Origin of the sequence: Variovorax sp. J2L1-78 (assembly GCF_030317205.1) — a bacterium.
Taxonomy (GTDB): Bacteria; Pseudomonadota; Gammaproteobacteria; order Burkholderiales; family Burkholderiaceae_C; genus Variovorax; species Variovorax arabinosiphilus.
On the sequence record NZ_JASZYB010000004.1, the window covers coordinates 457,365 to 471,548 of the forward strand.

Sequence of the window (14,184 nt, forward strand, 5' to 3'; positions counted from 1 at the left end):
CCATGAAGACGCACTACCCGCTGCCACGGGATTTCCGCCTCGACTTGCAGGACCTGCGCCCCGCGTTCGCCGGCCTGAAGAGTCCCGAGTGCATCCTCACCAACCAGGACGGCGTCTTCCTGATGTCCGACCGGCGCGGCGGCGTCACGCACGTCACGCCCGATGGGAACATGCAGCTGGTTCGCGGGACCACGGTCCATGGCGACGCCCTGCACTCCAACGGCATCGCGCTCAGAGCTAACGGCAAGGTCCTGATCGCCCACCTCGGCGACACCGACGGCGGCGTCTACGAACTGGGCGCGGCGGGGCCGGCCGAGCCGATCGTCACGTCGCTCGAGGGCAGGCCGCTTCCGCCCACCAACTTCGTCCTGGAGGACCATGCGGGCAACGTGTGGTTCACGGTCAGTACGCGGCAGATCCCCAGGTCCATGGCCTGGTACCCCGAAGAGACCGATGGATATATCGCTGTTCACAACGCGCAAGGCACGCGGATCGTGGCCGACGGGCTGGGATACACCAACGAATTCGCCTTCTCGCCGGATGGCGCGTTCGTCTACGTCAACGAGACCCATGCGCGCCGGCTGACGCGCTTTCGCGTGGCGCCCGGGCCGGCGCTGGTCGATCGCGAGACCGTCTGCAGCTTCGACCCCGGCGATCAGCCCGACGGCATCTGCTTCGATGCTTTCGGGGGCGCATGGGTGACCTGCCTTGTGAGCAACAAGGTCTACGTGCTCCGACCCGACGGTGAGCGTCAACTCGTGCTGGCCGACACCGACCCCGACCATGTCGCGCGCTACGTGGACGACCTGCGCTCCCGCAGCCTGACACGCAACAGCATCTGGACCTGCGGTCGAAGCTCGCTGGGCAACGTCTCGAGCCTTTGCTTCGGCGGTGCCGACCGCAGGACCGTCTTCCTCGGCTCGCTGCTCGGAGAGCGCGTGCTCGCCTTCGACAGCCCGGTGGCAGGCCTCGAACCGGTGCACTGGCATCGGCGCTTTCGTCCGGCATCGGCCGATTGAGCCATCATCGCGTCCGTCAATGACGGTCGCTGTCGCGGAGGGCTGGCCCATGGTCGAGACGGAATTCTCGGTTCCATTTCACGAAGACATCCTGCACGGAACCATCACGGGCCAAACCTGGCACACGATTCCACGCGTGCTGTTCCTGCATGGCGGCGGGGCATCGACCTCGTCGCTGGGATCGCGCTACCTGCGTTGCGCCCTGGCAGACCAGGGCATCGCGAGCGCCGCGTTCGATTTCTCCGGGCATGGCCGCAGCACCGGTCGCCTGGAGAACGCCAGCCTCCGGCGAAGGACGGACGAGGCGCTGCAGGTGGCCGCGCACTTGCAGCTGGAGCGGCCTTCGGCGCTGATCGCCACCAGCATGGCCGGGCACATCGCATGTCGCCTCATCGAGCCGCTGCGCCCGAATGCCCTCGTCTTGTACGCCCCGGCGGCCTACGAAGAACGCGCGGAACCGATCCGCTTCGGCGACGAATTCCGCGCCGTCATTCGCTCGACGCGCGCCTTTGCGTCGTCGCCCGCCTTCGGGTCCCTCGAAAGATTCGATGGCCGGCTGCTGGTCGTCTATGGCGCGCACGACAGCATCATTCCCGAAGCGGTCCAGGAAGCCTACGCAAGCCGGGCCGTGAACGCGAGCAGCATCGACCGGGTCTGGCTGCCGGACGCCGGGCACAAGCTGCACGACTGGCTCGCGCACCATCCCCGCGAGCAGGCCGATATCGCTCGGCGCGTCCTGGCGATGCTCTCGTGACGCTGACACGGGCGCCGGCAGGACGGGACCGGGCGAAATGAAAAAGGCCCGCCGAAGCGGGCCCTGGAGATCGCGGCAGCAGCCGGACTCAGGCTGCGACGCCGGCCGCCACGTCCCGGTACTCGTCGAGCTTGTCGAAGTTGAGGTACTGGTAGATCTGCGCGCTGGACGCATCCAGCACGCCGACGCTCGCCATGTACTCTTCCTTGGTCGGGATGCGGCCCAGGCGCGAGCAGATCGCGGCCAGCTCGGCGCTGCCGAGGTACACGAAGGTGTTCTTGCCCAGGCGGTTGGGGAAGTTGCGGGTCGAGGTCGACATCACCGTCGCGCCTTCGCGCACCTGGGCCTGGTTGCCCATGCACAGCGAGCAGCCCGGCATCTCGGTGCGCGCGCCGGCGTTGCCGAACACGCCGTAATGGCCTTCTTCGGTGAGCTGGTGCGCGTCCATCTTGGTCGGCGGCGCGATCCACAGCTTGACCGGGATGTCGCGCTTGCCTTCGAGCAGCTTCGATGCCGCGCGGAAGTGGCCGATGTTGGTCATGCACGAGCCGATGAACACCTCGTCGATCTTGGCGCCGGCCACGTCGGACAGCGTCTTCACGTCGTCCGGGTCGTTCGGGCAGGCGACGATGGGTTCGTGGATGTCGGCCAGGTCGATCTCGATGACGGCCGCGTAGTCCGCGTCGTCGTCGCCCTTGAGCAGTTGCGGGTCCTTCAGCCAGGCTTCCTGCGCGGCGATGCGGCGCGCCAGCGTGCGGCCGTCGGCGTAGCCTTCGGCGATCATCCAGCGCATCAACGTGATGTTGCTGTTGATGTATTCGATGATCGGTTCCTTGTTCAGGTGCACCGTGCAGCCGGCGGCCGAGCGTTCGGCCGAGGCGTCGCTCAGCTCGAAGGCCTGTTCCACCTTCAGGTCGGGCAGGCCCTCGATTTCCAGGATGCGGCCCGAGAAGATGTTCTTCTTGCCCTGCTTGGCGACGGTCAGCAGGCCCGACTTGATCGCGTACAGCGGAATGGCGTTGACCAGGTCGCGCAACGTGACGCCCGGCTGCATCTTGCCCTTGAAGCGCACCAGCACCGACTCGGGCATGTCCAGCGGCATCACGCCGGTGGCGGCCGCGAAGGCGACCAGGCCGGAGCCGGCCGGGAAGCTGATGCCGATCGGGAAGCGCGTGTGGCTGTCGCCGCCGGTGCCGACGGTGTCGGGCGTGAGCAGGCGGTTGAGCCAGCTGTGGATCACGCCGTCGCCCGGGCGCAGCGAGACGCCGCCGCGCGTCGCCATGAAGTCGGGCAGCTCGTGGTGCATCTTCACGTCGACCTTCTTGGGGTACGCCGCGGTGTGGCAGAACGACTGCATGACGAGGTCGGCCGAGAAGCCCAGGCAGGCCAGGTCCTTAAGTTCGTCGCGCGTCATCGGGCCGGTGGTGTCCTGCGAACCGACCGAGGTCATCTTGGGTTCGCAGTACGTGCCCGGGCGCACGCCCTGGCCTTCGGGCAGGCCGCAGGCGCGGCCGACCATTTTCTGCGCGAGCGAGAAGCCCTTCTTGGTGTCGACCGGGCTGGTCGGCAGGCGGAACAGCGTCGACACGGGCAGGCCCAGCGCTTCGCGCGCCTTGGCTGTGAGGCCGCGGCCGATGATCAGCGGAATGCGGCCGCCGGCGCGCACTTCGTCGAACAGCACGTCGCTCTTGACCTGGAACTCGGCAATGACCTTGCCGTCCTTGAGCGCCTTGCCCTCGTAGGGGCGCAGTTCGACGACGTCACCCATTTCCATCTGCGTCACGTCGAGCTCGATCGGCAACGCGCCCGAGTCTTCCATCGTGTTGTAGAAGATGGGGGCGATCTTGCCGCCGAGGCAGACGCCGCCGAAGCGCTTGTTCGGCACGTACGGGATGTCTTCGCCGGTGAACCACAGCACGGAATTGGTGGCGCTCTTGCGCGATGAGCCGGTGCCGACCACGTCGCCAGCGTAAGCCACCAGGTGGCCGCGGGCACGCAGGTCTTCGATGAACTTCACCGGGCCGCGCTTGCCGTCTTCTTCCGGCACGATGCCGGGACGGGCGTTCTTGTGCATCGCCAGGGCGTGCATCGGGATGTCGGGACGCGTGGTGGCGTCGGGCGCAGGCGACAGGTCGTCGGTGTTGATCTCGCCGGCCACCTTGAAGATGCTGACGGTGATGCTTTGCGGGACTTCGGGGCGGCTGGTGAACCACTCGGCATCGGCCCAGCTCTGCAGCACGGCCTTGGCGTTGGCGTTGCCCGCGTCGGCCTTTTCCTTGACGTCGTGGAACTGGTCGAACATCAGGAGCGTCTTCTTGAGGCCTTCGGCCGCCACGGCGCCGACCTCGGCATCGTCGAGCAGGTCGATCATCGGGCTGATGTTGTAGCCGCCGAGCATGGTGCCGAGCAACTCCGTGGCACGGGCGCGCGACAGCAGCAGGCTCTTCTCGGTGCCATGCGCCACCGCCGCCAGGTAGCTGGCCTTGACCTTGGCCGCGTCGTCGACGCCCGCCGGCACACGGTAGGTGAGCAGGTTCAGGAGGAACTCGCCGTCTTTCGACGTCGCGTTCTTCATCAGCTCGATCACTTCGCCCGTCTGCTTGGCGGTGAGCGGGAGGGGCGGGATGCCGAGCGCGGCGCGCTCAGCGACATGGTCAACGTAGGCTTGCAACATTTTCTTTTCTCCGGACGATCAAACGGCAGGCGGTGCCGCTCCTCTAGCAAGAGCCGCACCGTCCAGCGATGGGCTTACTTCTTCCCGGCAGCGCCCGTCGGCGCGGCGTCGGGCGCCTCGAACAGGCTCTTGGGCGGGTTCTTCTTCATTTCCTCGGCAAAGGCGAGCTGCGCCGGTGCCATGCACTCGTCGGCCAGGCGCAGGCCCTGCTTCTGGTTCATCAGCATCGACTTGTTGGCGATCTGCAGCCACATCGCGCCCGCCTTCGGGTCCTCCAGGCGGATGGCGCCGGTGCGGCTTTCGACCGGGTGCATGCGATAGCGCGCGCCCTTGGTCGACACGGTGAAGAAGCCGACCTTCTTGTCGTCGGCGGTGATGGTCACGTCGGCACCCAGTTCGCACTGGATCTTGCCGGTGTAGACGCGCTGAGCAACTGCGAGGTCAGCCTCATTCAGCGTGATGTCGGTGCTGGTATCGATCGGCGTGACTTCTTCGACGGCCTTGGCGGCGCGGGGCGTCACCTGGCGCTTCTTGGCGGCGGTCGTGGTGGGCTTGGCGGCCGGCTTGGCGGCGGCCTTGGCAGCCGGCTTGGCCGGCGTGTTGGTCTGTGAAGCGGTCTGTGCGTTGGCGGCCAGGGGCAGCGCCAGCGCGGCGGCAGCGATCAGTGCGAGGGTCTTGTTCATGGGGTGTTTCCTTGGGGGATGAAGGTCAGTGTTTCGGCGCGTCGAACCAGGCCTGCGCCTCGGCGGGCAGCGGTCGGCCTGTGGCATGGGCGCGTTCGAGCACCTGCCAGAAATGGCGGTAGCTCGCGCGGTCGTGGAGCGTCCCGTCGATGCTGACAGGGGCCCAATTCTGGCGTATGGCGGCATCGACGATGCGGGTGGCCAGGTCGATCCGGCCCTCATCGGGCGCGAAGGCCTCGAGGATCGGACGGATCTGGCTCGGGTGGATGCTCCACATGCGGGTGTAGCCGAACTCGTCGGCCGCCCGCTTCGCCGCGGCCCGCAGGGCCAGGGCGTTGCTGAACTCGGTCACGACGCAGTGCGAGGGCACCTTGCCGTGGGCGTGGGCGGCCGAGGCGATGGCGAGCTTGGCGCGCACCACGAGGGGATGGGTGAACTGGCCGAGGGCGCCCATGCCGTCGGCCGGGATGGCGCCGGCATGGGCCGACACGAAGTCCATCAGCCCGAAGCTCAGCGACTGCACGCGTGGATGGGCGGCGATGTCGAAGGCGCGGTGCACGGCCAGCGGCGACTCGATGAGCACGTGCAGGGGCAGATCGCCCGCGCCGGCGGCATCGAGCGCCTTGGCGGCCTGGGCCACGTCGGCGACGGATTCGACCTTGGGCACCATCAGGTGGCTCAGTCGCCGGCCGGCGCGGCCGGCGATGGTGGCGATGTCGGCTTCGAAGGCCGCGTGGTCGACCGGGTGCACGCGCACACCGACGCGCATCGCCGGCGCAGCGGCCAGCGCCAATTCGGTGACGAGTTGCGCATGCTCGGCCTCGCCGCCCACGGGGGCGCCGTCTTCGCAGTCCAGCGTCACGTCGAACACGCAGGCGCCGAATTCCTCGGCCATCTCGGCCTGGAGCGCGAGGCTCTTCTTCATGCGCGCCTCGACGCCGCTGTAGTGGTCGCACACCGGCAGCACGACGGCCCCGGCCTGCGCGCCCAGCAGCACGTCGCGCGGGTGGGATGTGGGGGTGGGCGAAGCGCTCATGCCTTGCGGGCCACGATGAACATGCGCGGGAAGGCCAGCAGCAGCTTTCCATCCGCGCGCGGCGGATAGGCCTGCGCGATGCGGTGTTCGTAGGTTGCGAGATAGCTCGCCTTCAGCGCGGCGTCGAGCGGGTCGACGAAGGGCTTGAGCCCGGTGCTGCTCACCCATTCGACGATGGCCGCGGCCGATGCCATCGGGTGCTGGTAGATGGTGTGCCACACGTCGACATGGGCGGCATCGCGGGCCAGCAGGTCGTAGTAACCGCCCAGTTTCAGCAGTTCGGTGCGCAGCCTGTCGGCGTCGCCGATGGGCTCTTTCCACGGCGCTTCGGACGCGACTTCGCGCATCAGGCGGTGCGTGGGTTCGGCCCGGTTGTCGGGCATCTGGATGGCGAGCACGCCACCGGGGGCCAGGGCGGCGAACAGGCGCGGGACCAGCGTCTCGTGATCCGGGACCCATTGCAGCGCCGCATTGGCGTAAATGAGATCGGGGGCAACATCGGGCGTCCAGCGGCCGATGTCACCGAATTCGAACCGGGCCTGCGGCAGCCGCTTGCGCGCGCTGACCAGCATGGCCTCGGAGTTGTCGATGCCCAGCATGTCCGCTTGCGGGAAGCGGCGTGCCAGCAACTCGGTGGAATTGCCCGGGCCACAACCGAGGTCGACCACACGGGCCGCCTCCGCCAGCGGAACGCGCGCCAGCAGCTCGGCCGCCGGGCGGGTGCGCTCATCCTCGTAGCGGGTGTAGAGCGCGGGGTTCCAATCGAGCATCGACGTGGGCCGTGCTTACTTGACCAGGTGGGCCACGCCGGCTTGCTCGTCCGTCAGCTCCTTGAGCGTCTTGTCGATGCGCTCCTGGCTGAAGGCATCGATGGCCAGACCTTCGACGACCTTGTATTCGCCGTTCTCGCAGGTGACCGGGAAGCCGAACATGACGTCCTTCGGAATGCCGTACTGGCCGTCCGACGGGATGCCCATCGTGACCCACTTGCCGTTGGTGCCCAGGGCCCAGTCGCGCATGTGGTCGATGGCAGCGTTGGCGGCCGAAGCGGCCGACGACAGGCCGCGCGCCTCGATGATGGCCGCGCCGCGCTTGCCGACGGTCGGCAGGAAGGTGTTGGCGTTCCATTCCTGGTCGTTGATCATCTTGGCGACGGACTCGCCGTTGATGGTCGCGAAGCGGTAGTCGGCGTACATCGTGGGCGAGTGGTTGCCCCAGACGGTGAGCTTCTCGATGTCGGCCACGGCCTTGCCGGTCTTGGCAGCGATCTGGCTCGCAGCGCGGTTGTGGTCCAGGCGCAGCATGGCGGTGAAGTTCTTGCGCGGCAGGTCGGGCGCGCTCTTCATTGCGATGTAGGCGTTGGTGTTGGCGGGGTTGCCCACCACCAGCACCTTGACGTTGCGGCTGGCGACGGCGTTCAGTGCAGCACCCTGGGCGGTGAAGATGGCGCCGTTGACGGCCAGCAGTTCGGCACGTTCCATGCCCGGGCCGCGCGGACGCGAACCGACCAGCAGCGCGTAGTCGGCGTCCTTGAAGGCGGTCATCGGGTCGCCGTGCGCTTCCATGCCGGCGAGCAGCGGGAACGCGCAGTCGTCGAGTTCCATCATCACGCCCTTGAGCGCCTTCTGGGCCTTCTCGTCGGGGATTTCGAGCAACTGCAGGATGACGGGCTGGTCCTTGCCGAGCATTTCGCCGGAAGCGATGCGGAACAACAGGGCGTAACCGATTTGGCCGGCGGCGCCGGTGACGGCAACGCGAACGGGCTTTTTGCTCATGGGAAAGACTCCAGAAGATGGTGAGGACGGTGTCGGCCAGCACGGCGGCTGCCCGGGTGCCCGCAGCGGGCGGACCCGTGTGGCGGAACAGCCTCGCATTTTATGCCGATTCGCAGTTTTCGGCACACACGTCTTATGTCTTATATAAGATACAGCCCGTCAGCGCGCCGCGAGGCGAGCGAACCCCCATGAGCACGCCCACCCTTCCCGACCCCGCCACGCCGTCCTTCAGTCCGCTGTACCAGCAGATCAAGGCGCTGATCCTGCAGAGCCTGCAGGCGGGCGAATGGAAGCCCGGCGAACCGATCCCGAGCGAGATGGACCTGGCCGCACGCTTCCGCGTGAGCCAGGGCACGGTGCGAAAGGCCATCGACGAACTTGCCGCCGAGAACCTCGTGCTGCGGCGTCAGGGCAAGGGCACCTTTGTCGCCACCCATGCCGAGCAGCAGGTGCAGTACCGCTTCCTGAAGCTGGTGCCCGACAGCGGCGACACCGCCGCCGAAGGCCCGGCCGAGCGGACCATCGTCGACTGCAAACGGCTGCGCGCCTCGGCCGACGTGGCGCGCGCGCTGGCGCTGCGCACCGGCGACGCCGTGCTGCAGGTGCGCCGCGTGCTGGCGTACGCCGGGGTCCCGACCATCCTCGAAGACCTCTGGCTGCCCGGCGCGCCGTTCAAGGGCCTCACCGCCGAGCGCCTGCGCGCATCGCGCGGCCCCATGTACGCGATGTTCGAGGCGGAGTTCGGCGTGCGCATGGTGCGCGCCGAGGAAAAGATCCGTGCCGTGCTGCCCGATGCCGAACAGGCCCTGCTGCTCGATGTGGCCGCCAACACGCCGCTGCTGAGTGTCGAGCGCGTCGCGCACACCTACAACGACACCCCGATGGAGCTTCGGCGCGGCCTCTACCGCACCGACACCCACCACTACCGCAACGATCTGGGCTGAGATGCACTGCCGACACCACGCACCGGCAGGGAGCAGCCTGCCCGCCAACAACGCATCGGACGCGGCAGCGTCCGACCATTCCAGTGCGGTGACGCGGTGGCGTCCGCTGCCCGATGGTGCATTGCAATAGAATTTTGCGTTGTTTGCATTTCCGACGAAGACAAGCAGCCACCCCCGAAAAGCAACGAAAGCCCCCATGACCGAGCTTGCCAAAACACCCCGTCCGCCGAGACGCGAGTTCCGCAACATCAATGCCTTCACCGACCTCACCACCTACCGCCTTCCGCCCGCCGGCATCGTCTCGATCCTGCACCGCGTCAGCGGCGTGCTGATGTTCCTGCTGCTGCCGTTCATCATCTGGATGTTCGACACCTCGGTGTCTTCCGAGATCTCGTTCGCACGCTTCAAGGCCGCCTTCAACAGCGGCCTGGGCTTCGCGCCGGGCTGGTTCCTGAAACTGGTCGCGCTGGCACTGATCTGGGCCTACCTGCACCACTTCATCGCCGGCCTGCGCCACCTGTGGATGGACGTGAGCCACGCCGCCGTCAACAAGGAGTTCGGCAAGAGCTCCGCCATCGCCACGCTCGCCCTGAGCATCCTGCTGACCGTCGTTCTCGGCGCGAAGCTCTTCGGCCTGTACTGAGAAGGAGCTGACATGTCTGTGAATTACGGCTCCAAACGCATCGTCGTCGGTGCGCACTACGGTCTGCGCGACTGGCTCAGCCAGCGCATCACCGGCGGCCTGATGGCCCTCTTCACCATCCTCGTGCTGGCGCAGTTGCTCTTCTCGCGCGGCCCCATCGGCTACGACACCTGGTCGGGCATCTTCTCGGCCCAATGGATGAAGGTTCTGACCTTCGTGGTGATCGCTTCGATCCTCTACCACGTATGGGTGGGCATGCGCGATGTCTGGATGGACTACGTCCAGCCCGTCGCCATTCGCCTTGCCCTGCAAATTTTCACGATCGTCTGGCTTGTGGGTTGCGCGGGTTGGGCCATTCAAGTGCTCTGGAGACTCTGACCCATGACTGCCTATACCAAAGACCAAATCACCAAACGCAAGTTCGACGTCGTCATCGTCGGCGCCGGCGGCTCGGGCATGCGTGCCTCGCTGCAACTGGCGCGCGCCGGCCTCAACGTGGCCGTGCTCTCCAAGGTGTTCCCGACCCGTTCGCACACCGTCGCTGCACAAGGCGGCGTGGGTGCATCGCTCGGCAACATGAGCGAGGACAACTGGCACTACCACTTCTACGACACGATCAAGGGCTCCGACTGGCTCGGCGACCAGGACGCGATCGAGTTCATGTGCCGCGAAGCCCCGAAGGTCGTGTACGAGCTCGAACACTTCGGCATGCCCTTCGACCGCAACCCCGACGGCACGATCTACCAGCGTCCGTTCGGCGGCCACACGGCCAACTACGGCGAGAAGCCGGTGCAGCGCGCCTGCGCCGCGGCCGATCGGACCGGCCACGCGATGCTGCACACGCTCTACCAGAAGAACGTCGAGGCCCGCACGCAGTTCTTCGTCGAATGGATGGCGCTCGACCTGATCCGCGACGCCGAAGGCGACGTGGTCGGCGTGACCGCGCTGGAAATGGAAACTGGCGACCTGCACATCCTGCAGGCCAAGACCGTGCTGCTGGCCACCGGCGGCGCCGGCCGGATCTTCCAGGCCTCGACCAACGCCTTCATCAACACCGGCGACGGCCTGGGCATGGCCGCGCGTTCGGGCATTCCGCTGCAGGACATGGAGTTCTGGCAGTTCCACCCGACCGGCGTGGCCGGTGCCGGCGTGCTGCTGACCGAAGGCTGCCGCGGCGAAGGCGCCATCCTGCTCAACAGCAACGGCGAACGCTTCATGGAGCGCTATGCGCCGACCATGAAGGACCTGGCACCACGCGACTTCGTGTCGCGCTCGATGGACCAGGAGATCAAGGAAGGTCGCGGCTGTGGTCCCAACAAGGACTACATCCACATGAAGCTCGACCACCTGGGCGCCGACACCATCCACAAGCGGCTGCCCTCGGTGTACGAAATCGGCATCAACTTCGCGAACGTCGACGTCACGAAGGAGCCGATCCCGGTCGTGCCGACCATCCACTACCAGATGGGCGGCATCCCGACCAACATCAACGGCCAGGTCGTGCTGCAGGATGCGGACAACCAGAGCGTGGCGGTCAACGGGCTCTACGCCGTGGGCGAATGCTCATGCGTGAGCGTGCACGGCGCCAACCGCCTGGGCACCAACTCGCTGCTCGACCTGCTGGTCTTCGGCCGCGCGGCGGGCAACCACATCGTCCAGTTCAACGACAAGCTGAAAGAGCACAAGCCGCTGCCCGCCGATGCGGCCGACCGCACGCTGGAGCGCCTGAACCAGCTCGAGGCCTCGACCAGCGGCGAGTACGCGCAGGACGTGGCCAACGAGATCCGCACCGTGATGCAGCAGCACGCGGCGGTGTTCCGCAAGCAGGCATCCATGAACGAAGGCGTAGGCAAGATCGCCCAGGTGCGCGAGCGCGTCAAGGCGATCACGCTCAAGGACAAGTCGCGCGTGTTCAACACCGCGCGCATCGAAGCGCTGGAAGTCGACAACCTGATCGAAGTGGCCCAGGCCACGATGATCTCCGCAGCAGCCCGCACCGAATGCCGCGGCGCCCACACGGTGGAAGACTACGAACGCCCCGCCGACGACCCGGTCGCCCCGCTGGGCCGCGACGACAAGAACTGGATGAAGCACACGCTGTGGTACAGCGAAGGCAACCGCCTGGCCTACAAACCCGTCCGTTTGAAGCCCCTGACCGTCGACAGCGTGCCGCCCAAGGTCCGTACGTTCTAACGCCCAGCTCACAAAAAGCACTCACAAGGTCATCACGATGAAGCGCACATTCCAGATCTATCGCTACGACCCGGACAAGGACGCGAAGCCCTACATGCAGACCATCGAGATCGAACTCGACGGCCACGAACGCATGCTGCTCGACGCCCTGATGAAGCTCAAGGCGCAGGACCCGACGCTGTCGTTCCGCCGCTCCTGCCGCGAAGGCGTCTGCGGCTCCGACGCGATGAACATCAACGGCAAGAACGGTCTGGCCTGCCTGACCAACATGAACACGCTCAAGGGCACCGTCGTGCTCAAGCCGCTGCCCGGCCTGCCGGTGATCCGCGACCTGATCGTCGACATGACGCAGTTCTTCAAGCAGTACAACTCGATCAAGCCGTACCTGCAGAACGACAACGTGCCGCCCGAGAAGGAACGCCTGCAGAGCCCCGAAGAGCGTGAAGAGCTCGACGGCCTCTACGAGTGCATCCTGTGCGCGAGCTGCTCGACGAGCTGCCCGAGCTTCTGGTGGAATCCGGACAAGTTCGTCGGCCCCGCCGGTCTGCTGCAGGCCTACCGCTTCATCGCCGACAGCCGCGACGAAGCCACCGCCGAGCGCCTGGACAACCTCGAAGATCCGTACCGCCTGTTCCGCTGCCACACGATCATGAACTGCGTGGACGTGTGCCCAAAGAACTTGAATCCGACGAAGGCCATCGGCAAGATCAAGGAACTGATGGTGCGTCGCGCCATCTGAACCGGGAAGAATCAGCCCTATGCACGCCGCCGCCGACCTCGACCAGCCGCTGGACGTTCGCGCGCTCAGCAAGCTGAAATGGCGCACGCGTCGCGGCCTGCTGGAAAACGACCTTTTCATTGCACGCTTCTTCGAGCAGCACGAAAGCCGCCTGACCGTGCGCCAGGCCAAGGCGATGGAGACATTGATGGATCTGTCGGATCACGATCTGCTCGACCTCCTTTTGCAGCGAAAGGAGCCCGAGCCCGCATGGGCCGGGGCGGACGTGGTCGAACTGCTGCGGCTGATGCGCGTCTGACGACGCGCCTGTTCAAGTCTTCCCGAACATCAATCTCAAGAGAAAGAAAGTCGAAATGAAAGCCTCCGACACCAAAGCCACCCTGTCGTTCAGCAACGGCGGGGACAACGTCGACCTGCCGGTCTACAAGGGCACGATGGGCCCCGACGTGATCGACATCCGCAAGCTGTACGCACAGACCGGTATGTTCACGTACGACCCGGGCTTCATGTCGACGGCGTCGTGCCAGTCGGCCATCACGTACATCGACGGCGACAAGGGCGAATTGCTCTACCGCGGCTACCCGATCGAGCAACTCGCCACCAACTGCGACTTTCTCGAGACCTGCCACCTGCTGCTGTACGGAGAACTGCCGGACGCCGACAAGAAGCGGGACTTCACCAAGCTCGTGAGCAACCACACGATGGTCAACGAGCAGATGCAGTTCTTCCTGCGCGGTTTCCGCCGCGACGCGCACCCGATGGCCATCATGACCGGCCTGGTCGGCGCCCTGTCGGCCTTCTATCACGACAGCACGGACATCAACAACCCGAAGCACCGCGAGATCGCGGCGATCCGCCTGATCGCCAAGATGCCGACCCTGGTGGCCATGGCGTACAAGTACACGATCGGCCAGCCGTACATGTACCCGCGCAACGACCTGAGCTACGCGGGCAACTTCCTGCACATGATGTTCGCGACGCCGTGCGAAGAGTACAAGGTGAGCCCGGTGCTCGAGCGCGCGCTCGACCGCATCTTCACCCTGCACGCCGACCACGAACAGAACGCATCGACCTCGACCGTGCGCCTGTGCGGCTCGTCGGGCACCAACCCCTTCGCGGCGATCGCAGCGGGCGTGGCCTGCCTCTGGGGCCCGGCGCACGGCGGCGCCAACGAGGCGGCGCTCAACATGCTCTACGACATCCAGAAGGCGGGCGGCGTTGAGAAGATCGGCGAGTTCATCAAGCAGGTGAAGGACAAGAACTCCAACGTCAAGCTGATGGGCTTCGGCCACCGCGTGTACAAGAACTACGACCCGCGCGCCAAGCTGATGCAGGAAACCTGCAAGGAAGTGCTGAGCGAACTGGGCCTGGAAAACGACCCGCTCTTCAAGCTGGCCATGGCCCTCGAGAAGATCGCCCTGGAAGACGAGTACTTCGTGTCGCGCAAGCTCTACCCGAACGTCGACTTCTACTCGGGCATCGTGCAGCGCGCCATCGGCATCCCGGTGCCGCTGTTCACCGCCGTGTTCGCGCTGGCCCGCACGGTGGGCTGGATCGCTCAACTGAACGAGATGATCGGCGACCCGGAGTACAAGATCGGCCGTCCGCGCCAGCTGTTCGAAGGCTCGACCCCGCGCGACGTGAAGCCCATCGCCCAGCGTTGATGCCCTGTGGAAGGCCGCACCGGCCTTCGACCCCGAAAGCTGCCTGCGGGCAGCTTTTTT

14 protein-coding genes are annotated in these 14,184 nt (G+C 66.2%); 9 read left to right on the forward strand and 5 right to left on the reverse strand.

What is annotated here, in order from left to right; genetic code table 11:
• Nucleotides 1–2 precede the first annotated feature (2 nt).
• On the forward strand, nucleotides 3–1,019 hold the full coding sequence (locus QTH86_RS24900; protein WP_286648854.1) for an SMP-30/gluconolactonase/LRE family protein: 1,017 nt from the start codon (nucleotides 3–5) through the stop codon (nucleotides 1,017–1,019).
• A 19-nt stretch (nucleotides 1,020–1,038) separates the two neighbouring features.
• Nucleotides 1,039–1,773 (forward strand): alpha/beta hydrolase, encoded by a 735-nt coding sequence (locus tag QTH86_RS24905; RefSeq protein WP_286648855.1) that lies wholly within the window; start codon nucleotides 1,039–1,041, stop codon nucleotides 1,771–1,773.
• A gap of 88 nt (nucleotides 1,774–1,861) precedes the next feature.
• Here the strand turns inward: QTH86_RS24905 and QTH86_RS24910 are convergent, their stop codons facing one another.
• The 5 genes from QTH86_RS24910 to QTH86_RS24930 form a co-directional block, all read right to left on the reverse strand.
• A complete protein-coding gene (locus QTH86_RS24910) occupies nucleotides 1,862–4,447 on the reverse strand; it encodes a bifunctional aconitate hydratase 2/2-methylisocitrate dehydratase (RefSeq protein WP_286648856.1) in 2,586 nt (861 codons plus the stop codon).
• Nucleotides 4,448–4,521: 74 nt separating this feature from the next.
• Nucleotides 4,522–5,130: a hypothetical protein gene (locus tag QTH86_RS24915; protein WP_286648857.1), complete on the reverse strand. Its 609-nt coding sequence runs from the start codon at nucleotides 5,128–5,130 to the stop codon at nucleotides 4,522–4,524.
• A 25-nt stretch (nucleotides 5,131–5,155) separates the two neighbouring features.
• Complete coding sequence (locus QTH86_RS24920) at nucleotides 5,156–6,166, reverse strand: HpcH/HpaI aldolase/citrate lyase family protein (protein WP_286648858.1); 1,011 nt, start codon at nucleotides 6,164–6,166, stop codon at nucleotides 5,156–5,158.
• Nucleotides 6,163–6,936 carry a trans-aconitate 2-methyltransferase gene (gene tam / locus QTH86_RS24925; protein WP_286648859.1) on the reverse strand — a complete coding sequence of 258 codons (774 nt, stop codon included), beginning with the start codon at nucleotides 6,934–6,936 and terminating at the stop codon, nucleotides 6,163–6,165. The genes QTH86_RS24920 and tam overlap by 4 nt, the downstream gene beginning before the upstream one ends.
• A 15-nt stretch (nucleotides 6,937–6,951) precedes the next feature.
• The gene (locus QTH86_RS24930) at nucleotides 6,952–7,941 is read right to left on the reverse strand and encodes a malate dehydrogenase (RefSeq protein ID WP_286648860.1); all 990 of its coding nucleotides are present in this window, start codon (nucleotides 7,939–7,941) and stop codon (nucleotides 6,952–6,954) included.
• A 188-nt stretch (nucleotides 7,942–8,129) separates the two neighbouring features.
• On the opposite strand from QTH86_RS24930, the gene QTH86_RS24935 reads away from it, so the two are divergent.
• The 7 genes from QTH86_RS24935 (at nucleotide 8,130) to gltA (ending at nucleotide 14,124) form a co-directional block, all read left to right on the forward strand.
• The gene (locus QTH86_RS24935) at nucleotides 8,130–8,885 is read left to right on the forward strand and encodes a GntR family transcriptional regulator (RefSeq protein WP_286648861.1); all 756 of its coding nucleotides are present in this window, start codon (nucleotides 8,130–8,132) and stop codon (nucleotides 8,883–8,885) included.
• Nucleotides 8,886–9,081: 196 nt separating this feature from the next.
• Nucleotides 9,082–9,528 carry a succinate dehydrogenase, cytochrome b556 subunit gene (gene sdhC, locus QTH86_RS24940; protein WP_286648862.1) on the forward strand — a complete coding sequence of 149 codons (447 nt, stop codon included), beginning with the start codon at nucleotides 9,082–9,084 and terminating at the stop codon, nucleotides 9,526–9,528.
• 12 nt (nucleotides 9,529–9,540) lie between these two features.
• Nucleotides 9,541–9,906, forward strand: a complete 366-nt coding sequence (sdhD, locus tag QTH86_RS24945; protein ID WP_286648863.1) for a succinate dehydrogenase, hydrophobic membrane anchor protein — start codon at nucleotides 9,541–9,543, stop codon at nucleotides 9,904–9,906.
• Nucleotides 9,907–9,909: 3 nt separating this feature from the next.
• Entirely contained in the window at nucleotides 9,910–11,721 is a 1,812-nt protein-coding gene (gene sdhA / locus QTH86_RS24950) for a succinate dehydrogenase flavoprotein subunit (protein ID WP_286648864.1), read from the forward strand.
• A gap of 37 nt (nucleotides 11,722–11,758) precedes the next feature.
• Nucleotides 11,759–12,460, forward strand: a complete 702-nt coding sequence (locus QTH86_RS24955; protein ID WP_262072750.1) for a succinate dehydrogenase iron-sulfur subunit — start codon at nucleotides 11,759–11,761, stop codon at nucleotides 12,458–12,460.
• A gap of 19 nt (nucleotides 12,461–12,479) precedes the next feature.
• Nucleotides 12,480–12,758: an FAD assembly factor SdhE gene (locus QTH86_RS24960; RefSeq protein ID WP_286648865.1), complete on the forward strand. Its 279-nt coding sequence runs from the start codon at nucleotides 12,480–12,482 to the stop codon at nucleotides 12,756–12,758.
• 55 nt (nucleotides 12,759–12,813) lie between these two features.
• On the forward strand, nucleotides 12,814–14,124 hold the full coding sequence (gene gltA, locus QTH86_RS24965) for a citrate synthase (protein ID WP_286648866.1): 1,311 nt from the start codon (nucleotides 12,814–12,816) through the stop codon (nucleotides 14,122–14,124).
• The last annotated feature ends 60 nt before the right edge of the window (nucleotides 14,125–14,184 follow it).

Coding starts and splice junctions, on each gene's coding strand:
- QTH86_RS24910 (WP_286648856.1), bottom strand. CDS start 4,447: ATGTTGCAAGCCTACGTTGACCATGTCGCTGAGCGCGCCGCGCTCGGC.
- gltA (WP_286648866.1), top strand. CDS start 12,814: ATGAAAGCCTCCGACACCAAAGCCACCCTGTCGTTCAGCAACGGCGGG.
- QTH86_RS24955 (WP_262072750.1), top strand. CDS start 11,759: ATGAAGCGCACATTCCAGATCTATCGCTACGACCCGGACAAGGACGCG.
- sdhA (WP_286648864.1), top strand. CDS start 9,910: ATGACTGCCTATACCAAAGACCAAATCACCAAACGCAAGTTCGACGTC.
- QTH86_RS24960 (WP_286648865.1), top strand. CDS start 12,480: ATGCACGCCGCCGCCGACCTCGACCAGCCGCTGGACGTTCGCGCGCTC.
- QTH86_RS24935 (WP_286648861.1), top strand. CDS start 8,130: ATGAGCACGCCCACCCTTCCCGACCCCGCCACGCCGTCCTTCAGTCCG.
- QTH86_RS24920 (WP_286648858.1), bottom strand. CDS start 6,166: ATGAGCGCTTCGCCCACCCCCACATCCCACCCGCGCGACGTGCTGCTG.
- tam (WP_286648859.1), bottom strand. CDS start 6,936: ATGCTCGATTGGAACCCCGCGCTCTACACCCGCTACGAGGATGAGCGC.
- QTH86_RS24915 (WP_286648857.1), bottom strand. CDS start 5,130: ATGAACAAGACCCTCGCACTGATCGCTGCCGCCGCGCTGGCGCTGCCC.
- QTH86_RS24930 (WP_286648860.1), bottom strand. CDS start 7,941: ATGAGCAAAAAGCCCGTTCGCGTTGCCGTCACCGGCGCCGCCGGCCAA.
- sdhD (WP_286648863.1), top strand. CDS start 9,541: ATGTCTGTGAATTACGGCTCCAAACGCATCGTCGTCGGTGCGCACTAC.
- QTH86_RS24900 (WP_286648854.1), top strand. CDS start 3: ATGAAGACGCACTACCCGCTGCCACGGGATTTCCGCCTCGACTTGCAG.
- QTH86_RS24905 (WP_286648855.1), top strand. CDS start 1,039: ATGACGGTCGCTGTCGCGGAGGGCTGGCCCATGGTCGAGACGGAATTC.
- sdhC (WP_286648862.1), top strand. CDS start 9,082: ATGACCGAGCTTGCCAAAACACCCCGTCCGCCGAGACGCGAGTTCCGC.